Annotated in this window: 22 protein-coding genes; 13 read left to right on the top strand and 9 right to left on the bottom strand. The window is 66.1% G+C overall.

The genetic code is table 11. The features are described from left to right. From ligA to C380_RS22670, 3 genes are read left to right on the top strand one after another with little or no spacing between them, the layout of a single operon-like run. Positions 1-465: a protocatechuate 4,5-dioxygenase subunit alpha gene (ligA, locus tag C380_RS22680; RefSeq protein WP_015016175.1), complete on the top strand. Its 465-nt coding sequence runs from the start codon at positions 1-3 to the stop codon at positions 463-465. Positions 466-467: 2 nt separating this feature from the next. Beyond that, on the top strand, positions 468-1,334 hold the full coding sequence (locus C380_RS22675) for a class III extradiol dioxygenase subunit beta (RefSeq protein WP_015016174.1): 867 nt from the start codon (positions 468-470) through the stop codon (positions 1,332-1,334). Between the two features lie 23 nt (positions 1,335-1,357). Then, a complete protein-coding gene (locus C380_RS22670; protein ID WP_015016173.1) occupies positions 1,358-2,311 on the top strand; it encodes a Gfo/Idh/MocA family oxidoreductase in 954 nt (317 codons plus the stop codon). Positions 2,312-2,391: 80 nt separating this feature from the next. Here C380_RS22670 and C380_RS22665 read toward each other — a convergent pair whose 3' ends face one another. The 3 genes from C380_RS22665 to C380_RS22655 all read right to left on the bottom strand — a co-directional run bounded on the left by C380_RS22665 (position 2,392) and on the right by C380_RS22655 (position 5,049). Next, a complete protein-coding gene (locus C380_RS22665) occupies positions 2,392-2,991 on the bottom strand; it encodes an ATP-dependent Clp protease proteolytic subunit (protein WP_015016172.1) in 600 nt (199 codons plus the stop codon). Between the two features lie 138 nt (positions 2,992-3,129). After that, positions 3,130-4,446: a flavin-dependent oxidoreductase gene (locus C380_RS22660; RefSeq protein ID WP_015016171.1), complete on the bottom strand. Its 1,317-nt coding sequence runs from the start codon at positions 4,444-4,446 to the stop codon at positions 3,130-3,132. A gap of 153 nt (positions 4,447-4,599) precedes the next feature. Then, positions 4,600-5,049, bottom strand: coding sequence for a hypothetical protein (locus C380_RS22655; protein ID WP_015016170.1), 450 nt, complete (start codon positions 5,047-5,049; stop codon positions 4,600-4,602). A gap of 239 nt (positions 5,050-5,288) precedes the next feature. Here C380_RS22655 and C380_RS22650 point away from each other — a divergent pair, with 239 nt between their 5' ends. Continuing rightward, on the top strand, positions 5,289-6,308 hold the full coding sequence (locus C380_RS22650; protein ID WP_015016169.1) for an aldo/keto reductase: 1,020 nt from the start codon (positions 5,289-5,291) through the stop codon (positions 6,306-6,308). A gap of 193 nt (positions 6,309-6,501) precedes the next feature. Here the strand turns inward: C380_RS22650 and C380_RS22645 are convergent, their stop codons facing one another. Next, entirely contained in the window at positions 6,502-7,422 is a 921-nt protein-coding gene (locus tag C380_RS22645; RefSeq protein WP_015016168.1) for an OmpA family protein, read from the bottom strand. A 121-nt stretch (positions 7,423-7,543) separates the two neighbouring features. Continuing rightward, positions 7,544-7,921, bottom strand: a complete 378-nt coding sequence (locus C380_RS22640; protein ID WP_015016167.1) for a DUF4398 domain-containing protein — start codon at positions 7,919-7,921, stop codon at positions 7,544-7,546. 371 nt (positions 7,922-8,292) lie between these two features. Here C380_RS22640 and C380_RS22635 point away from each other — a divergent pair, with 371 nt between their 5' ends. Then, positions 8,293-9,396 carry a mechanosensitive ion channel family protein gene (locus tag C380_RS22635; RefSeq protein ID WP_015016166.1) on the top strand — a complete coding sequence of 368 codons (1,104 nt, stop codon included), beginning with the start codon at positions 8,293-8,295 and terminating at the stop codon, positions 9,394-9,396. A gap of 109 nt (positions 9,397-9,505) precedes the next feature. Here C380_RS22635 and gap read toward each other — a convergent pair whose 3' ends face one another. Together gap and tkt are read right to left on the bottom strand one after the other, a co-directional pair. Further along, positions 9,506-10,504 (bottom strand): type I glyceraldehyde-3-phosphate dehydrogenase, encoded by a 999-nt coding sequence (gene gap, locus C380_RS22630; RefSeq protein WP_015016165.1) that lies wholly within the window; start codon positions 10,502-10,504, stop codon positions 9,506-9,508. 88 nt (positions 10,505-10,592) lie between these two features. Next, positions 10,593-12,674 (bottom strand): transketolase, encoded by a 2,082-nt coding sequence (tkt, locus tag C380_RS22625; protein WP_015016164.1) that lies wholly within the window; start codon positions 12,672-12,674, stop codon positions 10,593-10,595. Positions 12,675-12,797: 123 nt separating this feature from the next. Here tkt and speD point away from each other — a divergent pair, with 123 nt between their 5' ends. From speD to pyk, 5 genes are all read left to right on the top strand, one after another. Further along, a complete protein-coding gene (gene speD, locus C380_RS22620; RefSeq protein WP_015016163.1) occupies positions 12,798-13,187 on the top strand; it encodes an adenosylmethionine decarboxylase in 390 nt (129 codons plus the stop codon). Next, positions 13,184-13,960 (top strand): nucleotidyltransferase family protein, encoded by a 777-nt coding sequence (locus tag C380_RS22615; protein WP_043565780.1) that lies wholly within the window; start codon positions 13,184-13,186, stop codon positions 13,958-13,960. The genes speD and C380_RS22615 overlap by 4 nt, the downstream gene beginning before the upstream one ends. Next, complete coding sequence (locus C380_RS22610) at positions 13,957-15,354, top strand: aminopeptidase P N-terminal domain-containing protein (RefSeq protein ID WP_015016161.1); 1,398 nt, start codon at positions 13,957-13,959, stop codon at positions 15,352-15,354. Before C380_RS22615 ends, C380_RS22610 begins: the two co-directional genes overlap by 4 nt. A gap of 14 nt (positions 15,355-15,368) precedes the next feature. Continuing rightward, positions 15,369-16,154, top strand: coding sequence for a type II CAAX prenyl endopeptidase Rce1 family protein (locus C380_RS22605; protein ID WP_043567016.1), 786 nt, complete (start codon positions 15,369-15,371; stop codon positions 16,152-16,154). Positions 16,155-16,261: 107 nt separating this feature from the next. Continuing rightward, positions 16,262-17,698, top strand: coding sequence for a pyruvate kinase (gene pyk / locus C380_RS22600; protein WP_015016159.1), 1,437 nt, complete (start codon positions 16,262-16,264; stop codon positions 17,696-17,698). 67 nt (positions 17,699-17,765) lie between these two features. On the opposite strand, the gene C380_RS22595 is transcribed toward pyk, so the two are convergent. Beyond that, the gene (locus tag C380_RS22595; protein WP_015016158.1) at positions 17,766-18,329 is read right to left on the bottom strand and encodes a phosphatase PAP2 family protein; all 564 of its coding nucleotides are present in this window, start codon (positions 18,327-18,329) and stop codon (positions 17,766-17,768) included. Beyond that, positions 18,322-19,074: a phosphatase PAP2 family protein gene (locus C380_RS22590; RefSeq protein WP_015016157.1), complete on the bottom strand. Its 753-nt coding sequence runs from the start codon at positions 19,072-19,074 to the stop codon at positions 18,322-18,324. The genes C380_RS22595 and C380_RS22590 overlap by 8 nt, the downstream gene beginning before the upstream one ends. Positions 19,075-19,166: 92 nt before the next feature. On the opposite strand from C380_RS22590, the gene C380_RS22585 reads away from it, so the two are divergent. From C380_RS22585 to fba, 3 genes are all read left to right on the top strand, one after another. Further along, complete coding sequence (locus tag C380_RS22585; protein WP_015016156.1) at positions 19,167-19,871, top strand: response regulator transcription factor; 705 nt, start codon at positions 19,167-19,169, stop codon at positions 19,869-19,871. Beyond that, complete coding sequence (locus tag C380_RS22580) at positions 19,868-21,259, top strand: two-component sensor histidine kinase (RefSeq protein ID WP_015016155.1); 1,392 nt, start codon at positions 19,868-19,870, stop codon at positions 21,257-21,259. The genes C380_RS22585 and C380_RS22580 overlap by 4 nt, the downstream gene beginning before the upstream one ends. A gap of 91 nt (positions 21,260-21,350) precedes the next feature. Next, positions 21,351-22,415, top strand: a complete 1,065-nt coding sequence (fba, locus tag C380_RS22575; RefSeq protein ID WP_015016154.1) for a class II fructose-bisphosphate aldolase — start codon at positions 21,351-21,353, stop codon at positions 22,413-22,415. The last annotated feature ends 130 nt before the right edge of the window (positions 22,416-22,545 follow it).

The raw sequence follows: 22,545 nt of genomic DNA, 5'->3' as shown, positions 1-22,545 counted from the left end.
ATGCCACTCGACAAACCCTACCTGGACGTGCCCGGCACGACCATTTTTGATGCGGAGCAAAGCCGCAAAGGCTACTGGCTGAACCAGTTCTGCATGAGCCTGATGAAGGCCGAGAACCGCGCACGCTTCAAGGCCAACGAACGCGCCTACCTGGACGAGTGGGCGATGACCGAAGAGCAGAAGCAGGCCGTGCTGGCACGCGACCTGAACTGGTGCATCCGCCTGGGCGGCAACATCTACTTTTTGGCCAAGATTGGTGCCACCGACGGCAAGAGCTTCCAGCAGATGGCGGGCAGCATGACCGGCATGACGGAAGAGGAATACCGCAACATGATGATCAGCGGCGGCCGCTCGGCCAATGGCAACCGCGTGATCGGCGAAGACGGCGACGCACAGGCGCACCGGCAGCCGCAAGGCAAGGGCCACGTGCTGCAGCAAGCCGCAGTGGGCAAGAAAGGAAACTGACCATGGCCAAGATCACCGCCTCCGTGTTCACGTCGCACGTGCCTGCCATCGGCGCTGCGCTGGACCTGGGCAAGACACAAGAAGATTACTGGAAGCCGCTGTTCGCGGGCTACGACTTCTCCAAGCAGTGGATGAAGGACAACAAGCCCGACGTGATCTTCCTGGTCTACAACGACCACGCCACGGCTTTCAGCCTGGAGATGATTCCCACGTTCGCCATCGGCACGGCCGCGCAGTTCCAGCCCGCCGACGAGGGCTGGGGCCCCCGCCCCGTGCCCGTGGTGCAGGGCCACCCAGACCTGGCGGCGCACATTGCGCAGTCGGTCATCCAGCAGGACTTTGACCTCACCATCGTCAACAAGATGGATGTGGACCACGGCCTCACCGTGCCGCTGTCGCTGATGTGCGGCGAGCAAGACCCCAAGACGGGTGCCTGGCCCTGCCCGGTGATCCCGTTCGCCGTCAACGTGGTGCAGTACCCCGTGCCCAGCGGCCGCCGTTGCTACAACCTGGGCCAGGCCATCCGCAAGGCGGTGGAGAGCTACGACGAAGACCTGAACGTGCACATCTGGGGCACGGGCGGCATGAGCCACCAGCTGCAGGGCCCGCGTGCCGGCCTCATCAACAAGGAGTTCGACAACGCCTTCCTCGACAAGCTCATCAGTGACCCCGAAGCCGCTGCCAGCATCCCGCACATCGACTACGTGCGCGAGGCGGGCAGCGAAGGCATCGAGCTGGTGATGTGGCTCATCGCACGCGGCGCCATGGCCGATGTGGCCGGTGGCAAGCCGCCAAAGGTGGCGCACCGCTTCTACCATGTGCCCGCGTCCAATACCGCCGTGGGCCACCTGATTCTTGAGAACACGTAAAAACACGCCAAAGGACACACACCATGACCATCAAAGTCGCACTCGCAGGCGCTGGCGCCTTCGGCATCAAGCACCTGGACGGCATCAAGAACATTCCCGATGTGGAAGTCGTCTCCCTCATCAGCCGCGACCTGGCCAAGACCCAGGAAGTGGCCGACAAGTACGGCATCAAGCACGTCACCACCGACCTGGCCGACAGCCTGGCCATCAAGGAAGTGGACGCCGTGATCCTGTGCACGCCCACGCAGATGCACGCCAGCCAGACCATTGCCTGTCTGGAAGCGGGCAAGCACGTGCAGGTCGAGATCCCGCTGTGCGACGTGCTGGCCGATGGCGAGAAGGTTGTCGCCCTGCAAAAGCAGACCGGCCTGGTGGCCATGTGCGGCCACACCCGCCGCTTCAACCCCAGCCACCAGTACGTGCACAAGAAAATCACGGCCGGCGAGTTCAACATCCAGCAGATGGATGTGCAGACCTACTTCTTCCGCCGCACCAACATGAACGCGCTGGGCCAGCCCCGCAGCTGGACGGACCACCTGCTGTGGCACCACGCTGCCCACACGGTGGACCTGTTCGCCTACCAGGCTGGCAGCCCCATCGTCAAAGCCAACGCCATTCAGGGCCCCATCCACAAGGACCTGGGCATTGCCATGGACATGAGCATTCAGCTCCAGGCCGCCAACGGCGCCATCTGCACGCTGTCGCTCAGCTTCAACAACGACGGCCCGCTGGGCACCTTCTTCCGCTACATCGGCGACACCGCCACCTACATCGCCCGCTACGACGATCTGGTGAACGGCAAGGAAGAGAAGATCGATGTGAGCAAGGTTGATGTGTCGATGAACGGCATCGAGCTGCAAGACCGCGAGTTCTTCGCCGCGATCAAGGAAGGCCGTGAGCCCAACGCCAGCGTGGCGCAGGTGCTGCCGTGCTACCAGGTGCTGCACAACCTGGAGCAGCAGCTCAACGCAGGCTGATTGCAAGCCAAATAGGCTGCTGGCGCTTATCCATCAAGCGCTAGCAGCTATTAATTTGATAGTGATTGGGGTGTGCGGCCTCACCCTTTCAATGCCGTCTTGTGCTCGATGACGCGCGAGACCAGGCCGTAGTCCACCGCCTCCTCGGCCGACATCCAGCGGTCCCGCTCGATGTCTGCCAGCACCACCTCCAGTGGCTTGCCCGTCTGCCGGGCAATGGTGTCCGCAATTCGCTCACGCGCTTTCACCATCTCGCGTGCCTGGATGGCGATGTCGCTGGCCGGGCCACCTGCGCCGCCGCTGGGCTGGTGGATCAGAAAGCGTGTGTTGGGCAGGCAGAACCGCCGCTCGCGCGGTGCCGCCAGGTACAGGTGTGTGGCTGCACTGCCCACCCAGCCGGTGCCGATCATGTTCACCGGCGCAGAAATGAAGCGCACCAGGTCGTGGATCGTGTCGCCCGACTCCAGGTGCCCACCGGGCGAGCTCACCAGCATGTCGATGGGCTCGGCGCTCTCTGCGTCCAGCGCAATCAGCCGCCGCGCCACATCGGCGGCCACGGTGTCGGTGATGGTGCCGAAGACCAGCAGGGTGCGCGCCTTGAAGGCCTTTTCTTCCAGGTACGACGTGCGCGGCTCGGCGCCTGGGGCGGAGGATGGGGTGTGGGTGTCTGGCGTGTCCATGGGGCCAAGTCCTTGAAAAGAGTGACAGGACTGCCTTGACGAACGAGACACGCCGGGCGTGACATTTCCGTGCGCTGGCGCATTCAGGGGAGCGCTGCAGAGCGGACCGAATGGCCCGCTCTGTGCCCCTGGGACTGCTCAGCTCACCGCCACGCGCTGCCCCGGCGCAATGGTGGGCGGCGCCGCGTTCAGCGTCTCGATGGCAAACCCCGCCGCCGCCTTGTAGCGGGCCATGAAGCCCTCGCGCTCCTCGCGCGGCAGCACGTCGTCGATGTGGTCGAACACCCCACCGCAGCGCTCGTCCACCAGCCCCAGCAGGCCAAAGGGGCCAGAACCCCGGTTGCGCAGCACCAGCGCGGAGATGTCCTTGCACAGCTTGTCGTCGTAGGCGCGCAGCGCCTGCGGACCCACGCCATGCGCCACCAGCTGCGCGCCCAGCACGCGTGCATCCACAATCGCCTGGCTGGCACCGTTGGAGCCCACGGGGTACATCACATGCGCCGCATCGCCCAGCAGCGCCACGCGGCCGTCTACCCAGGTGGGCACGGGGTCGCGGTCGATCATGGGGTACTCAAAAATGTCCTTGGCACCGCGCAGCATGGCGGGCACGTCCAGCCAGCTGTAGTTCCAGCCGTCGAAGTGGTGGATGAACTCCTCCAGCGCCACGCGCCGGTTCCAGTCGCCGTGCTGCCAGCCGCCCTGGTTGTCCACCGTGATCTCGGCGATCCAGTTGATGGTGGCCAGGCCTGTGGCCGGGTCGGGCGGCGTGATGGGGTAGAACACCACCCGGTGCCGCAGCGAGCCCACGCCCACAAACGACGCGCCTGTGCGCACCGGCACCCCCGGCGTGGTGCCGCGCCACATGATGGCTCCGCCCCACTGGATGGGCGGCTGCGTGGGGTGCATTTGCGCCCGCACGGCCGAGTGCAGGCCGTCGGCCGCAATCAGCAGCGAGCCCGCTACTTCGCGTTGCGTGCCGTCGCGTGTTTCGACGATGGCGGTGACGCCATTCGCATCCTGCCGGTAGCCCACCACACGTTGCCCCAGCTGCACGGCGTTGTCGCCCAGGCGGGCTTTGACAGCGTGGTACAGCATCATCTGCAGCTGCCCCCGGTGCACCGAATACTGCGGCCAGTGGTAGCCCGCCCCCAGGCCGCGCGGCTCGGCATACACCTCGTTCCCGTTGCGGCCCACCAGCGCCCATTCGCGTGCCTGCAGGCCAATGGTGTCCAGCACGTCGTTGCCAAACCCCAGGTCGTGCAGTTCGCGCACGGCGTTGGGCTGCAGGTTGATGCCCACGCCCAGCGGCTGCAGTTCCGGCACCGTTTCAAAGACGATGCAGGGCACGCCGATCTGGTGCAGGGTGAGGGCGGTGGCCATGCCACCAATGCCACCCCCAGCGATCAGCACGGGGTGGGTGGAAGAAGGGTGTGAAGTAGTAGGTGCGCCAGACATGCCGAGATTGTCCATGCAATAGCGGCCTGGACATGTCTCGGTAGCTCTTGGATCCCCTTTGGGTGTATGTTCAGCACCTGCCTGAAATTTACCCGCTCGGCATTTGCGGTTCTCCGGCTCAAAAGACAACGGACCGGCTGGATGTGTGTAGCTTTAGCCTCCTGGCACCTTGCCCATAGCCTTCAATTTTCCCACCTTGGAATCGGGGTCCAGTTTGGGTGCCGCGAAATAGTTATCACCTTGCTTGAGAAAGTACCAACACAGATTGGTGCTGCTGTTCCAGGTCGTGAAAGTCTTGGGAGTACAGACTTTTCCATCGTCCTCCACGCGCCACGAACCCATCGCAGGCGATTCGGTTCGGCTGCTGTAGTGATACCCCTTACCGGATATTTTTCCGTCGGCGGAGAAAAACAGTTCCTCCTCCCCTTGTCGATTGGGCCATTGAGTCTCGATCCGCAGGGGGATTAGTTCCTGCCAGTCAGCTTTGGTGAGGGCGACCCCGCCCTTTTCCGTTAGCTCGGCAACGGTACTTTGAGAAACGGCAAGTCCCGGGATGGCCAGCAAGACCATCGGAAGAACGAGTTTTGTCCAATTGCGCTTCATGGCGACTCCGTAGAGGGTGGGGTGGCAGGGCGTTTCCGTTAGACGGTACCTTTGAATGCCTTGTTCATGGCATGTACAAGATAGCCCATAGTTGGGCGATCTCAAAGCGTCATTTGTTGGCTCGCCCGGCATTTGAGGCTGCTTCTAGCCCGCGCGACCTATTCGTAAAGTCGGAGAGACGAAGGAGGAGAGTTGCTGTACCGTGACCCAGCTTGCCGCGCTTGCCGTAAGCTCGCGGCATGCAACAAAGAAACCTTGGACCTTTCTCCGTCTCGGCCATCGGCCTGGGCTGCATGAACCTCTCACACGCCTATGGCGCGCCGGTGTCTGCCGAGCAGGGCGAGCGCGTGCTGCTGGCCGCGCTGGATGCGGGCGTGACCCTGTTCGACACTGCCACGCTCTATGGCTTTGGCGCCAACGAAACCCTGGTGGGCCGTGTGCTGAAGCAGCACCGCAGCCGTTTCACCCTGGCCAGCAAATGCGGCATGCAGGGCGTGGATGTGAACGGCGACGGCAAGCTGGTGCGCGTGATCGATGGCCGTCCCGCCACCCTGCGCCAGACCTGCGAAGACAGCCTGCGTCGCCTGCAGACCGATGTGATCGACCTGTATTACCTGCACCGCTGGGACAAGAAGGTGCCCATCGAAGACAGCGTGGGCGCACTGGCCGATCTGGTGCGCGCGGGCAAGATCCGCAGCATCGGCCTGTCGGAGGTATCGGCCACCACCCTGCGCAAGGCCCACGCGGTGCACCCCATTGCGGCGGTGCAGACCGAGTATTCGCTGTGGACGCGCAACCCCGAGATCGCCGTGCTGGACGCCTGCCGCGAGCTGGGTGCCGCCTTTGTGGCGTTCAGCCCCGTGGCGCGGGGCTTTCTCTGTGGCGAGCTGCGCGATGTGAGCACGCTCGACGCCAAGGACATCCGCCGCGCCATGCCCCGTTTTGCGCCCGACGCCTATGCGGCCAACCTGGCGCTGCTCGACAGATACCAGGCCATTGCGCGCGATGTGGGCTGCACGCCCGCCCAGCTGGCGCTGGCATGGCTACTGCACAAGGCCGAGCACATCATCCCCATCCCCGGCACCTCCAGCGTGGCGCATTTGCAGGACAACTTGGGCGCCGTCGATGTGCGGCTGGATGCCGCCACCATGGCGCAGCTGGACGCACTGATCAACGAGCGCACGGTGGTGGGCAGCCGCTACAACGCGCAGAGCGCGAGTGAAGTCGATACCGAGACGTTTGAAGACCGCGCAGCGTGAGCGGCGCGGTCTTTGTTGCGTTTATTGATATAGGCCGCAGAAACCGGCGTGGCTCAAGCCAGCGGCCGCCGCGCAAGGGCCGCCAAACCGCATGGGCGGCGCTTCGTTAGCGTGCGATGGCGGCGTCTTCCTGCCCGCAACGCGCAGCGGTGCGAGAGCGGGGGAAGGCGCGCAGCGCCTCAGGGGGTGTGCTTTATCTCCCGCGCAGGATCCCCTTGTCATCTGCAATCACGATCTCCACGCGGCGGTTCATGGCGCGGCCTTCGGGTGATGCGTTATCAGCCACTGGGTGGGCCTTGCCATAGCCGCGTGCGGTGATGCGGCTGCTGTCCACCCCGCGCTGCACCAGCGCATCGCGCACGGCCTGCGCGCGGCGGTCTGACAGGTCCTGGTTGTAGCTGTCGCCACCCACGCTGTCGGTGTAGCCCTCGATCAGCAGCTTGCGGTCGGGGAACTGCTTGAGGAAGTTGGCCAGCTTGTCCAGACGTGGGGCTGCCTGTGCCGACAGTTCGGCCTTGTTGAAGGCAAACAGCACATCGCCCAAGGTCACCAGCAGGCCGCGTTCGGTTTGCTGGGCTTCCATGTCGCGCAGCTGGGCTTCGAGTGCGCGCACACGGTCCTGCGCGGCGTTGGCCTGGGCCATGGCGGCGGTGGCTTGTGCCTGCTGTTGTGCGGCGCGCTGCTCGGCGCTCATCGCCTGTTGCTGGGCCTGTTGTGCGCGCAGGCGGGCGGCATCGGCCTCTTGGGTGCGGGCCTGCAGGCGGATGCGATCCGCTTCGCTTCCGGCCTGTTTGATGTTGGCATCGAGCTGGCGCGCGCGGGCCGTGTTGGTGGCGATCTCGGCACGCTGGCGGGCGATGTACGCTAGGTGGTTGGTCTCAGACGTGTCCTTGTCATCGGCCCACACGCGGTCGGCCTGGGCCAGTGCATCGGTAGCCTGCTTGAGTTCGAGCTGGGCGTACTGGTTGACGGCCGGGTCGCCTGCCGCAGTGCTCACGGCAGTGCGGGCCTCTTCGAGGGCGGGCGACGGGGTGGTACTGGCGCAGGCGGCCAGCAGGCCCACAGCAATCAGGCTGGTGCACAGGGCGGTGGTGCGGTGAAAAAAGCGTGGCATGGTCGGGTGTTCCTTGGGTGTTGGGTGAATTCAATCGCGGGGCCATCGCGGGCCTTGGCGCCGGTGCGCGAGAGGCGCAGCCGCCAGGTGGGGCGCACTGGGCACCGCGCAGGGCGATGGGCTAGCGGGGGGATCGGCGGTTGATTTCTTCCTGCAGTGCGCGGATGCTGTCCTGCACCTGGGCCAGGGTGGCGGCATTGCCCGCGGCGTCGGCGCGGGTCTCGGCCACGCGGGCATCGACCTCGGCCTCTGCGGCCAGGCGGCGCGCGGCCACATAGTCCTTTTCTGCCATGGCCTTCTCGGCCTGGATGAGCTTCTCGCGGGCCTGCTGCAGCTGCACGGGGGCGCTGGTGGCCACTGCCGGTGCCGCCGCCACGCGGTTCACGGTGGTGCGGGTGACCGCCATCTGTTCAGTAGGGGCGGGGGTGGACGAGCAGGCGGCCAGTGCGCCCAGTGCGAGTGCCGCTGTGGCAGTGCGGATCAGTGCAGTTGAATGCATGGTGTGTGGGACTCCTCTGGAGGTTGTTGGAGACGCCGCACCCGTGTGGGGTGGGCAACCAGTGGGTTCTGCTGTTGATGCATTGTTGGGCCCCGCTCGGCGAGCGGGCGTAGGTCCCGCCTCTGTATCGCTGTCGGGCATGTCTTACGAACATTTGCACGCCGGGCGCTGACACTGTGAGTGCGACGGATGTGAAGGCCCGTTGGGGAACTCTCGCTTTGCAGGGGTCTCGATCAAGGGCAATACGCACGCACACCGCGTTGTCCCCAGGCCGCGCCATCTGCTGCCGATGCTTTTGCGCGGACTGCGCGCGCACGCCGTACGCCCGCGTTCACCTATCCCCATTGCACAACGAAGAGGAGAGTTACTGCATGCCGCCATCCACGTTTTTCACCTGGGTCCAGGAGACCACTTTTGCGGGTGTGCCGCTATGGAGCCTGTGTGTGGCCCTGGCGGCGGCTGTCGCTACCTACGCCGCCATCCTTGTGGTGTTGCACTTGCTGACCCGCCGCGCCAAAGGGTGGGCCACGCAGTCACACAGCGGTATGGCACTGACCCTGGTGGACGTGCTGGAAGGCACGAGCCGCACGCTGATGCTGGTGGTGGCACTGCTCGTGGGCGCCAGCCTGCTGGACCTGCCGGGCCGCTGGGAGAGCCGTCTGAGCCAGCTGTGGTTTGTGGCCGTGGCGCTGCAGATGGGGCTGTGGGGCATGCGCGCGATCGGCATCGGCGTGCGCCGCTATGTGGAGCGGCACTCGTCCAGCGGCATGACGCAGGTCAGCGCTTCGGCCACGCTCATGTCGTGGGGGCTGCGCACGCTGCTGTGGAGCGTGGTGCTGCTGGCCATCTTGTCCAACGTGGGGGTGAACATCACGGCCTTCATCGCCAGCCTGGGGGTGGGCGGTATTGCCGTGGCGCTGGCGGTGCAGAACATCCTGGGCGACTTGTTTGCCTCGCTGGCGATTGCGGTGGACAAACCCTTTGAGGTGGGCGACTTCATCGTGGTGGGTAACGTGTCGGGCACGGTGCAAGTGATCGGTCTCAAGACCACGCGCATCCGCAGCTTGCAGGGCGAGCAGATCGTGATGTCCAACACCGACCTGCTCAAGCAGACCATCAGCAACTTCCGCATGCTGGAGCGGCGGCGCATCGTGTTCACCTTTGGCGTGGCCTATGACACCACCCCCGAGCAGGCGGAGGCGATTCCAGGCGTGGTGCGCAAGCTCATCGAGTCGCACCCGGAGCTGCGCTTTGACCGTGCGCATTTCAAGGCGCTGGGCACCAACTCGCTGGACTACGAGGTGGTCTATATCGTCGAAGACCCGGCCTACAACCTCTACATGGACCTGCAGCAGTCCATCAACCTGGGGCTGCTGCGCGAGTTCAAGGCCATGGGGGTGGAGTTTGCGTTCCCCACCCGCACGGTGCACATTGCCAGCACGCCGCCGCAGGCATCCGCAGTGGCCGCGACCTGATTCTGCGGACCAGCGCCGCGCAGGCGAAAAAAAAGCCGGCAGCCTTTGCAGGCGGCCGGCTTGAACAGGGTAGTTACCTCTAGCGCTTTTTCAACTTCTCAAAGAACGCTTACTTGGCGACCACGCGCACCATTTCCAGGCACTTGTTCGAGTAGCCCCATTCGTTGTCGTACCAGCTCACGACCTTGACGAAGGTGCCGTCCAGCGCGATGCCGGCGTCCGCGTCAAAGATCGAAGTGCGGGTGTCGCCACGGAAGTCGGTGGCCACCACCTTGTCTTCGGTGTAGCCCAGCACGCCCTTCAGCGCGCCTTCGGACTGGGCCTTCATCTCGGCCTTGATTTCTTCGTAGGTGGCGGCCTTTTCCAGCTCCACTGTCAGGTCCACCACCGACACGTCGGAGGTGGGCACGCGGAAGGACATGCCGGTCAGCTTCTTGTTGAGGGCTGGGATCACCACGCCCACGGCCTTGGCAGCGCCAGTGCTCGAAGGAATGATGTTTTCCAGAATGCCACGGCCACCGCGCCAGTCCTTGTTCGAAGGGCCGTCCACGGTCTTTTGCGTGGCGGTGGCGGCGTGCACGGTGGTCATCAGACCGCGCTTGATGCCCCACTTGTCGTTCAGCACCTTGGCCACGGGGGCCAGGCAGTTGGTGGTGCACGATGCATTGGAGATGATGGCCTGGCCCGCGTAGGTGTCGTGGTTCACGCCGAACACGAACATGGGGGTGTCGTCCTTGGAGGGGGCCGACAGCACGACCTTCTTGGCGCCTGCGTCGATGTGCTTCTGTGCCGTGACCTTGTCCAGGAAGAGGCCGGTGGATTCGATCACGATGTCGGCGCCGACTTCGTTCCACTTCAGGTTGGCAGGGTCGCGCTCTTGCGTCAGGCGGATCTTCTTGCCGTTGACGATCAGGGTGTTGCCTTCCACGGCCACGGTGCCGTCGAAGCGGCCGTGCACCGAGTCGTACTGCAGCATGTAGGCCAGGTAGTCGGGCTCCAGCAGGTCGTTGATGCCCACGACTTCGATGTCGCTGAAGTTCTGGATGGCCGAGCGCAGCACGTTGCGGCCGATGCGGCCGAAGCCGTTGATACCAATCTTGATCGTCATAGGGAGCCTCTTCAAAGTTGCAAAGTCGAAATCGGGAATCTGCCGCTGCGCGCCCGCTGGCAGCGGGGCACAGCGGGCAGAAGAAGTTTTAGCGGACCTTCTTGGCGGGCTTCAGGCGCGCAGCACCGGTGGCCACCAGCACGGCATCGGCCACGTTCTCTTCGGTGAAGCCGAAGTGCTTGAACAGCACGGGCGCGGGGGCCGATTCGCCGTAGGTGTCGATGCCCACCACGGCGGCGCAGCCGTATTTCCACCAGCCGTCGGTCACGCCCATTTCCACGGCCACGCGCGGTACGCCGGCAGGCAGCACGCTGCTCTTGTACTTGGCGTCTTCACGGTCGAAGGTGGTGGTGCTGGGCATGGAGACCACGCGCACCGGCACCTTCTTGTCGGCCAGCAGGCGCTGGGCCTTCAGGGCGAGCTGCACTTCGGAGCCGGTGGCGATGATCACGGCCGCGGGCTTCTTCTTGAGGCCCACATCGGCAGGCTCGCTCAGCACGTAGGCACCGCGCGAGATGTCGCCCAGGTCGCGCTTGGGCGCGTACGGAAGGTTCTGGCGCGACAGGGCCAGCACGGTGGGCTTGTTGCGGTTGGACAGGGCCACGCTCCAGGCCACGGCGGTTTCGGCCGTGTCGGCAGGGCGCCACACATCGAGGTTGGGGATCAGGCGCAGGCTGGCCACATGCTCGATGGACTGGTGCGTGGGGCCGTCTTCGCCCAGGCCGATGGAGTCGTGCGTGAACACGTGGATCACGCGCTGCTTCATCAGCGCGGCCATGCGGATGGCATTGCGGCTGTAGTCGCTGAACGTGAGGAAGGTGCCGCCGTAGGGGATGAAGCCGCCGTGCAGTGCCACGCCGTTCATGATGGCGGCCATGCCGAACTCGCGCACGCCGTAGTTGATGTGGCGGCCACCGATCTTCTGGCCTTCGGCCACTTCGGTCTTGACCACGTTGCCCTGCATGTCGAAGCGCAGGTTGGGCGTGCTCTTGGTGTTGGTGAGGTTGGAGCCGGTCAGGTCGGCGCTGCCGCCCAGCAGTTCGGGCAGGGCTGCGGTGAAGGCTTCCAGCGCCAGCTGGCTGGCCTTGCGGCTGGCCACGGTTTCGCCCTTGGTGTGGGCGGCCACCACGGTGTCCACGGCCACCTGGGCAAAGTTGGCGGGCAGGTCGCCCTTCATGCGGCGGGTGAATTCGGCTGCCAGCTCGGGGAAGGCCTTGCTGTAGGCGGCAAAGCGGTCATTCCAGGCTGCTTCGGCTTGTTGGCCGCTGGCCTTGGCGTCCCAGCCGGCGTAAACGTCTTCGGGGATGGCGAAGGGCTCTGCCGTCCAGCCCAGGGCTTCGCGGGTGAGCTTGATTTCTTCAGCGCCCAGGGGCTCGCCGTGGGCCTTGGAGGTGTTGGCGCGGTTGGGGCTGCCCTTGCCGATGTGCGTCTTGCAGATGACCAGCGTGGGGCGCTCGGTCTGCTTCTTGGCTTCGGCAATCGCGTCCGCCACCTTGTCGGCATCGTGGCCGTCGATGGGGCCGATCACGTTCCAGCCGGCGGACACAAAACGCAGGGCGGTGTTGTCGGCAAACCAGGGCGTCACCTGGCCGTCGATGGAGATGCCGTTGTCGTCGTACAGGGCGATCAGCTTGTTCAGCTTCCAGGCGCCGGCCAGCGAAATCGCTTCCTGGCTGATGCCTTCCATCAGGCAGCCGTCGCCCAGGAACACGTAGGTGTTGTGGTCCACCACGGCATGGCCTTCGCGGTTGAACTCGGCGGCCAGCAGCTTCTCGGCCAGCGCAAAGCCCACGGCGTTGGTGATGCCCTGGCCCAGCGGGCCTGTGGTGGTTTCCACGCCGGGGGTGATGCCCACTTCGGGGTGGCCGGCGGTCTTGCTGTGCAGCTGGCGGAAGTTCTTCAGCTCGCTCATGGGCAGGTCGTAGCCCGTGAGGTGCAGCAGCGAATAGATCAGCATCGAACCGTGGCCGTTGCTCAGCACAAAACGGTCGCGGTCAAACCACTGGGGGTTGGTGGGGTTGTGCTTGAGGTGGCGAGCCCACAGGCCCACGGCCATGTCGGCCATGCCCATGGGGGCGCCGGGGTGGCCGGAGTTGGCTTGTTGAACGGCGTCCATGGCCAATGCGCGGATCGCATTTGCCATCTGTTGGGATTGCTGGGTGTTGGCCATGGGGGAGTGGTTCAGGGTGGGAGGTTCAGGGGAAACCCGGCATTTTACCGGCGCGGCTTTCACCCGCCTGAATCGGCCAGCAGCGCGCAGGGCGCAGGGCGTCAATGCACTACAGTGCGGGCCATGCAAGGACTGCACCTCACTGCCGATCTCCAGGGCTGCCGCTGCGCCAGTGCCTGGCTGCTGGACGCCACCGCCCTGGGCCGGGCCTGTACCGATGCGGTGCGCGCCGCCGGGCTGCAGGCCGTGGGGCAGTTGTTTCATGAATTTCCGGCCACAGCGCATGGCCCTGGTGGGGTGACAGCTACTGTTTTGCTAGCGGAGTCGCACCTGTGTGTGCACACCTGGCCCGAGCAGCGCGCGGTGACGCTGGATGTGTATGTGTGCAACTTCGGCGCCGACCATTCGGCCAAAGCGCACGCGCTGATGGACACGCTGCTGGCCTTGTTCCGGCCCACGGCCGTGGATCGCCACGCGCTGCAGCGGGGTGCGGTGAGCGGGGTGGCGGCATGAGTCCTGTTCACCACCAGGTGCCCGCCCTGCTGCTGGCCGCCGGCCGGGGCGAACGCATGCGCCCGCTGACCGACACCACGCCCAAACCCCTGCTGCAGGTGCAGGGCCAGCCGCTGCTGCAGTGGCACTTGCAGGCCTTGCTGGACGCGGGTGTCGAGAGGGCGGTGATCAACACCGCATGGCTGGGCGAACAGATCAGCGGGTATTTTTTTAGCGTTTTTGCCTCCAAGCGCAGGAAGAATATGCCTGAGCAGCTATCAATTTCATACTCCCACGAAGGAGTGGACTTTGGTGGCGCCCTGGAAACTGCGGGCGGCATTGCCCGTGCGTTGCCCCAGCTCGGCCCGGTGTTCTGGCTGGCGGCGGGCGATGTGTTTGCGCCCGACTTTGTGTTCGACCGCGCGGCGGTAGCGGCCTTCGAGGCCAGTGACCATCTGGCCCACCTGTGGCTGGTGCCCAACCCCGCCCACAACCCGCGGGGCGACTTCGGCCTGTCGGCCGACGGCCTGGCGCTGAACCTGCCCGCCGACGACCCCGCACCGCGCTACACCTACAGCACCATCGCGCTGCTGCGCGCCGAGCTGTTGGCGCTGCCCTGGTGCGACATTCCGCCGGGCAACCCCGGCGGCATCAAAGCCCCGCTGGCGCCGCTGCTTCGCCGGGCCATGGACAATGGTCGCGTCAGTGCGCAGCTCTACACCGGCCGCTGGACCGATGTGGGCACGCCCGAGCGGCTGGCCGAACTCAACACCCTTTCTTCCGACGCGCCATGAATACCACCGTGCCTGCCTCCGTCTATGCCCAGCGCCGTGCGCACCTGGCTGCCCAACTGGGACCCGGGGGCATTGCCATCATCCCCACGGCGCTGGAGCGTCCGCGCAACCGGGACAGCGACTTTCTGTTCCGCCACGACAGCTACTTCTATTACCTGACCGGTTTCACCGAGCCCGGCGCCTGCCTGGTACTGGCCCACGATGGTCGCAGCACGCTGTTCTGCCAGCCCAAGGACCTGGAGCGCGAAATCTGGGACGGCTACCGCCTGGGCCCGGCCGCTGCACCCGCAGCCTTGGGCGTGGAGGCTGCACATTCGATGGCGGAGCTGGACAGCAAGCTGCCGCGCCTGCTCGAAAACACGGCCTGCGTCTGGTACCCGTTTGCTACGCACAGCGGTCTGGCTGCACGCGTGGAGGGCTGGCTCAACGTGGTACGCGGACGGGTGCGCTACGGCGCCATCTGCCCTGCCGAGCAGAACGACCTGTGCACCTTGCTCGACGAGATGCGCCTGTTCAAGGACGCGCATGAGCAGGACATCATGCGCCGCGCCAGCGCCATCAGCGCGCAGGCCCACATCCGCGCCATGCAGCGCTCGGCCCGCATGTTGCGCGCCGGTGAGGATGTGCGCGAATACCACCTGGATGCCGAGCTGCTGCACGCGTTCCGCGACGCGGGCTCGCAGTACCCGGCCTACAGCTCCATCGTGGCCGCGGGGGCCAACGCCTGCGTGCTCCACTACCGCGCCGACGCGGCTCCCGTGCGCGATGGCGAGCTGGTGCTGATCGACGCAGGCTGCGAGCTGGACAGCTACGCCAGCGACATCACCCGCACTTTCCCGGCCAACGGCAAATTCACCGGCCCGCAGCGCGCGCTGTATGACCTGGTGTTGGCCAGCCAGGATGCGGCTGTGGCGGCCACCAAGGCAGGCGCACGCTTCAGCGACCCGCACGACGCCACGGTGGCCGTGCTGGCCCAGGGCATGCTGGAACTGGGCTTGCTCGACAAGAACAAGGTGGGCACCGCACAGGACGTGATCGATCAGCGCGCCTACTTTCAGTTCTACATGCACCGCACCAGCCATTGGCTGGGCATGGACGTACACGACTGCGGCAGCTATGTGGAGCCCGGCGAGGTGGGCCAGACCAGCGAACGCAAAGACCCGCTGTCGGGCGAAACCATCACCAACCGCCCCAGCCGCATCCTGCGGCCCGGCATGGTGCTGACCATCGAGCCCGGCATCTATGTGCGCCCCGCCGAAGGGGTGCCCGAGCAGTTCCACAACATCGGCATCCGCATCGAAGACGATGCCATCGTCACCGAGACGGGTTGTGAGCTGATCACGCGCGGCGTGCCGGTGAAGGCCGACGAGATCGAAGCGCTGATGCGCGCCTGAGCGTGGGCAAAACCATGGCCGTGGACACCGCTGCCAGAGCCGATGCGGCGCATGCTCCGGCTCAGCCCGGCAAGTGGCGGCTGGGCGGCGCGCTGTGGCTGCTGGGCATGCCCGGCGTGGTGGCGGTGGTCTGGACGCTGCTGCCCACCCTGAAGGCCAACGCAGCCCTGCTGCCGCTGCCGCCAGAGGTTGTGCTGTTGCTCAGCGGGTTGCAGACTTCGGCGCTCCTGGCGCTGGCCGTAGCGCTGGGGGTGTGGCTGGCGCCCCGCGTGGGCCTGCAGGCGCCCGCCGTGTCTTCCTGGTTGACCGGCCGACCCGCAGGGCCTGCGCTGCGGGCCCAACTGCTGCCCGGCATCGTGGGCGGTGTGGCAGGCGCTGCGTGGCTGTGGGTGCTGTCCCGGCTGGCGCCCACGGCGCTCCAGCCCTCCGATCCTGCCAGTGCCATGCCGTTGGTGGTCAAGCTGCTCTACGGCGGCATTACCGAAGAGCTGATGGTGCGCTGGGGTGTGATGACCCTGCTGCTGTGGCTGGGCTGGCGCCTGTTGCAGCGCGGGCAGGGGCGGCCTGGCAAGGGATTGGTGGCTGCGGCGGTGCTGCTCAGTGCCGTGTTGTTTGCCGTGGGGCATATGCCTGCCGCGCAGGCGCTGGCCGGCGTGTTGACCGTGCCGGTGGTGGCGTTCGTCCTGGTGGGCAATACGGTTTTTGGCCTGGTCGCGGGCTGGCTGTTTGCGCGCTACGGCCTGGAGGCCGCGATCATTGCGCATGTGCTGGCGCATTGGTTGTCATCCCCGCTGCTCTGACGCGCTCAGCCGTCCTGCTGTGGAACGGGTAACTCGCATGTAACCGCTTCGTGTGAGAATTGAAACTCGATTACATCCCCAACGACCGAGAGAAAAGAGACATGTCCATGCCTACCCGCCGCGCCACCAAGATTGTTGCCACCCTGGGTCCTGCGTCGAGCGACCCGACGCTGCTGGAGGCGATGATCCGAGCGGGGGTGAACGTGGTGCGGCTGAACTTCAGCCACGGCAAGGCGCAGGACCACATCGACCGCGCTGCCACCGTGCGCGCCGCCGCCCAGCGCGCAGGCCGCGAAGTGGCCATCATGGCCGACCTGCAGGGCCCCAAGATCCGCGTGGGCAAGTTTGCCGAGGGCAAGGTGCAGCTGGAGCCGGGCGCCAAGTTCGTGCTGGATGCCTCGCGCACCGAGCTGGGCGATATCGATGGCGTGGGGCTGGACTACAAGGAGCTGCCGCGCGACGTGAAGGCGGGCGACCTGTTGCTGCTCAATGACGGCCTGATCGTGCTCACCGTGGATGCGGTGCGCGGGGAAGAAGTGCATACCACCGTCAAGGTGGGCGGCGAGCTGTCCAACAACAAGGGCATCAACAAGAAGGGTGGCGGCCTGACGGCGCCGGCCCTCACGGCCAAGGACATGGAAGACATCCGTACGGCCATGAGCTTCCAGGCCGACTATGTGGCCGTGAGCTTCCCCAAGAACGCGACCGACATGGAAATGGCGCGCCAGCTGTGCAACGTGGCGGCTTCCGAGTACCGTCACAAGCCCGGCCTGATCGCCAAGATCGAACGCGCCGAGGCCATCCCGCACCTGGAGGCCATCCTGCGTGTCTCCGACGGCATCATGGTGGCGCGTGGCGACCTGGCAGTGGAAGTGGGCAACGCGGCCGTGCCTGCCCTGCAAAAGAAGATGATCCGCATGGCGCGAGACCTGGACAAGGTCGTCATCACCGCCACGCAGATGATGGAGAGCATGATCACCAACCCCGTGCCTACGCGCGCCGAGGTGAGTGACGTGGCCAACGCCGTGCTGGACGGCACCGACGCCGTGATGCTGAGCGCCGAAACGGCCGCTGGCCGCTACCCGCTCGAAACCGTGGAAGAGATGGCCACCATCTGCGCGGCAGCCGAGGCGGCGGAAGACCACCAGCTGGATGCTGACTTCACCGGCCAGACCTTTGGCCGCATCGACCAGTCCATCGCCATGGGCGCGCTGTTCACTGCCCACCACCTGGGCGCCAAGGCCATCGTCGCCATGACCGACAGTGGCGCTACGGCCCTGTGGATGAGCCGGCACAGCATCCGCATCCCTATCTACGCGCTCACCCCCAAGGTGGCCACGCAACGCAAGATGGCCATGTACCGCAACGTGCGTCCCTTGCTCATGGACACCAGTGCCGACCGTGACACTGCGCTGGACCAGGCCGAGCGCCACCTCAAGAGCCGCAACATCGTGCAAAAGGGTGATGTGTACGCCATCACCTGTGGCGAGCCTATGGGCGCACCCGGCGGCACGAACATGCTGAAGATCTGCGTGGCCAGCTGACTGGCAGAGGGGGCGCTCCCTCACCACTCCTGCGCCACGCCCTCTAGGCGATAGCGCCGGACGGCGGTCAGTGTGCGTTGCCCTGTGGCGACTTGTGCAGCAGCGCTGCCTGCCAGCGGGACGCCCGCGCGGCCAGGGCATGGATGGCCGCTGCGGCCAGCCCCCCGGTGAGCAGGCCCGCCAGCACATCGGACGGAAAGTGCACGCCCAGGCATACGCGGCTCCACACCATGGCGGCCGTGACCGCAGCGGCCAGCCAGGTGAGCCCGCGAACCGGCCGCAGTGCGAGGCTGGCCGCCAGTGCGGCGGCGCCTGCCACATGCATGCTGGGAAAGCCTGCGCGCGCCGCGTGCTCGATCCACTGCACGCCAATGCCCAGTTGCGCAGGTCGCGGCGCCGGTACGGCCAGCCGCAGCAATTGCACCCCTAGCCAGGCCAGGGCCATCGACGCGAGCGCCAGGGCCAGGGCGCGCCGCTGCGCTGCATTGCCCAACACCAAGCTGCCGAGCAGCAGGCCGCCCATCGCAGTGGGCAGTTGCTGCGACACCCACCGTGCCACCGTTACCACGGCAGGCAAGGTGGCGGCGTCGGCATTGAGGGCCTGAAACAAGACCAGATCGATTTCAAGCATGGGAGCCGTTCGCTGGCGTGGTGGTGTTGGCGAAATGCGGAAAGCGGGGCCGCAATGCGGTGGCGGCCAGGTCGCAGAGCCAGCCGGTGGTCCAGCACAGCCAGCCTGTCCATAGCGTATGGCTCATGAAATGGGCGCCACGCACCTGCTGGGCGGCACCCAATACAAACCCTGCCAGCAATGCGCCCGCCAGCCACCAGCGCGCAGCCGTCGGCGCCTTGTGGCGCAGTGCGAAGTAGCCGCCCAGAAAGGCGAATCCCGCCGATGCATGGCCCGCCGGAAAGCAGCGGCCGCTGCCGCCATCGAGCACGCCCAGCGCCCAGTGCGACACATGGCGCGCCACGCCGCCAAACTGCGCCAGGTCCCAGGGGCAACTGGTGGCGCTGAGGTTCTTGGTAATGCTGACCACGGCCAGCGAGAGCAGGGCGCTCACGGCCATTTGCAGGCGCTCGCTGGCGTCCAGCTTGCGCAAAAAGCCGCGCGGCCACCACACGCTCAACGCCAGCAGCAGCACCAACAGCCATCCCAGGCGGCGGGCGCCTTCATGCAGCACCTGCACAAAAAACCACTGGTCCCGCATCGGAAACCCATTGGAGGACCCGAACACCTGCGCAAAGGCCAGGTCTTGGCCCGCCGCATCCCAGGCCACGACACAGGCTAGGGCCCCCAGGGTCCAGAAAAGCAGTGTGTGGCGGTGTAAGGAGGCCTGGGGCGCGGTGGACGGCGGGACGGACGAAGGCTGCATGGGCCGGAAGATAGGCGGCCGTACTTAACGCCGTCTTAAAGTTGGCATCGTCACTGTCACTCCCCTGTCTGATGGGCTGCGACAATGCCCGCATGCGAATACTCGTGGTCGAAGACGATGCGGGCATAGCCAGTGGCCTGCGCAGTAACCTGCAGCAGCGCGGCTATGCGGTGGATGTCAGTGATGGCGTCGCCAGCGCCTGGAGCGCCCTGCGCGCCGAGCGTTTTGACGCGGTGCTGCTGGACCTGGGGCTGGTGGACGGTGACGGCAGCGAACTGCTCAGGCGCCTGCGCCTGACCCCTCCCGCCACCGGGGGTGCATCGGCAACCTTGCCGGATCCCGCCACGCCCGTCCTCATCGTCACTGCGCGCGACCAGGTGCACCAGCGCATTGCGGGGCTGGACCAGGGGGCTGACGACTATCTGACCAAGCCGTTTGATGTGGATGAGCTGGACGCGCGCCTGCGTGCCCTGTTGCGACGCGCGGCGGGGCGGGCGTCGCCCACCATCCGCCTGGGCGATATCGAGCTGGACCCCGCCACCCGCACGGTGCGCCAGCAAGGCAAGCCGGTGGAAACGTCTCCGCGCGAGTTTTCGGTGCTGCTGGTGCTGCTGGAGGCGCGCGGCCGGGTGCTGTCGCGCCAGCAGATCGAGGAGCGCCTGTACAGCTGGGACGCTGCCGTGGAGAGCAATGCGGTCGAGGTGCACATCCACCACCTGCGCCGCAAGCTGGGCAGCGCCGCCATCCAGACCATGCGCGGAGTGGGCTATTTCATGCCGCAGGAAAAGCCCGCGTGAACGCGCCCGCTGCCCCTCGCCCGGCGCCGGGGAGTCGCCCCTCACTCACCCGGCAACTGTTGCTCTGGTCCCTGGGGGCGCTGGCCATTGTCTGGGGCAGCTTCGTCTTCATTGGCTACCAGACCGGTGTGCATGAGGCCGACGAGCTGACCGACGGTCACCTGGCCAGCGTGGCCGCGCTGCTGCTCAACCTGCGGGCCACCGAGGCGATGGAAGGCCCACAGCGGACCGAGCGCACCCCCACGCCCTGGCTCAAGACGCACGACTATCAGCAGACCATCAGCGTGGTGCAGTGGGATGCGCAGGGGCGGGTGCTCTCGCTCACGGGCTCGGTGCCCGAGCCGCCTTTCAGCGATGCCGAGGGGTTTGCCGACCTCACGCTGGGCCCCGACAAGGTGGCCTGGCGCAGCTTTTCGCAATGGGATGCGGGGCGCACCCGCAAGATCATGGTGATGCTGGAGCTGCGCGAGCGTGACGAGCTGGCGGATGACATCGCGGGGCAGCTCATCGAGCCCGGTCTGTGGTTGCTGCCGGTGGTGTCTTTGGCCCTGGGGCTCGCGCTGTGGCGCGGCTTGCGGCCGTTGTACGCGCTGTCGGCCGATGTGGCGGCACTGGACCCCACCAGCGCCCAGCGCCTGGCCTCGCGCCATGCCTGGAGCGAGTTCGAGTCGGTGGTGGCGTCGATCAACACCTTGCTGGACCGCCAGCAGGTCGCCATGGTGCGCGAGCGTCGGCTGGCCAACGAGGTGGCGCACGAGCTGCGCACGCCGCTATCTTCCATCGCCCTGCAGGCCAGTGCCCTGGCGGGGGAGCTGACAGAAGAGGCCCGGGCCCAGGCGCTGGCGCGCATCGGCCAGGATGCCCTGCGCGCAGGACATGTGCTCAACCAACTGCTGGCCCTGGCCCGCGCCAGCCGGGCAGAGCTGCACGAAGCCAAGGAGCCCGTGGACCTGAGCGCCCTGGCGCGGTCGGTGTGCGCCGACTATGCACAGGCAGCGTGGAAGCGGGGTGATGACCTGGGCCTTTCGGCCCCGACCGCGCTGACCGTGCCCGGTCATGCGGTGCTGCTGGACATTGCGGTGCGCAATCTGGTGGAAAACGCGCTCAAGCACACGCCCGAGGGCACCCAGATCGCCGTCCAGCTGGGCACGGCGGACGCTGGTGGCGCCTGGCTGCAGGTGTGTGACGACGGGGCGCGTCCGCAGGCCGGCGGCGCACCGGGCCGCGCGGCGGCGGTGCCGGTGGACAGCCTGCATCTGGGGCATGAAATCCTGCGCCGCGTGGCGGACATTCACGGGGGGCACTTTGGCGCAGCCCCTGCGCCCGCGCCCTTTACCACCTGCTACCGGTTGGATTTGCCATCGCCCTCCGTACCGGCCGCCGGTTAAAATTGCGAGTTACCAAGCGGTTACCACCGCATTGCCGGGCGCTACAGCGCCTCGCCCCCTCCTTCATCAACCCACCACGGACCCCACGACCATGCCCCTCGTTTCGATGCGCGAACTGCTCGACCATGCCGCTGCCAACAGCTATGGCATCCCTGCCTTCAACGTCAACAACCTGGAGCAGGTGCAGGCCGTGATGGCGGCTGCGGACGAAGTGGGCGCTCCCGTCATCCTGCAGGCCAGCGCTGGCGCACGCAAGTACGCGGGCGAGCCCTTCATCAAGCACCTGATCCAGGCGGCGGTCGAGGCTTTCCCCCACATCCCGCTGGTCATGCACCAGGACCACGGCACTTCGCCCAAGGTCTGCCAGGGCGCTATCGACCTGGGCTTTGGCTCGGTGATGATGGACGGCTCGCTGATGGAAGACGGCAAGACTCCTTCCTCCTTCGACTACAACGTCGAAGTGACGCGCAAGGTGGTGGACATGGCGCACAAGGTGGGCGTCACGGTAGAAGGTGAACTGGGCTGCCTGGGCAACCTCGAAACCGGGGATGCGGGCGAAGAAGACGGCATTGGTGCCGTTGGCAAGCTCGACCACAGCCAGATGCTGACCGACCCCGAAGAAGCCGCCACCTTCGTGAAGGCCACCCAGCTGGACGCCCTGGCCATTGCCATCGGCACCAGCCACGGTGCCTACAAGTTCAGCCGCAAGCCCACGGGCGATATCCTGGCCATCAGCCGCGTCAAGGAAATCCACAAGCGCATTCCCAACACCCACCTGGTGATGCATGGCTCCTCGTCGGTGCCCGCTGAACTGCTGGCCATCATCAACCAGTACGGCGGCAAGATGAAGGAAACCTACGGCGTGCCGGTCGAGGAAATCCAGGAAGCCATCAAGCACGGCGTGCGCAAGATCAACATCGACACCGACATCCGCCTGGCCATGACCGGCGCGGTGCGCAAGTTCCTGTTTGAAAATCCCGACAAGTTCGACGCCCGCGAATGGCTCAAGCCTGCCCGCGAAGCGGCCAAGCAGGTGTGCAAGCAGCGCTACCTGGAGTTCGGCTGCGAAGGCCAGGGCAGCAAGATCAAGGGCCTGAGCCTGCAGGCCGTGGCGGCCCAGTACGCTTCGGGTGCGCTGGCGCAAGTGGTGAACTGACTATTGGCACCAGGCCCTCAGGGGCCGTTGCCCAGCCTGGCTGCGTTGTGCTGCCAGGCTTTTTTTTGCCTGTTTGCAGGCGGAGACTGGGGAGTTCTCTCTACAGCAGACAAAGGCGACAGCGCAAAGA

This window comes from Acidovorax sp. KKS102, from assembly GCF_000302535.1.
GTDB lineage: Bacteria > Pseudomonadota > Gammaproteobacteria > Burkholderiales > Burkholderiaceae_C > Acidovorax.
Note: the sequence above shows the minus strand (reverse complement) of the source record. Positions and strands in the feature narration are given on the sequence as shown.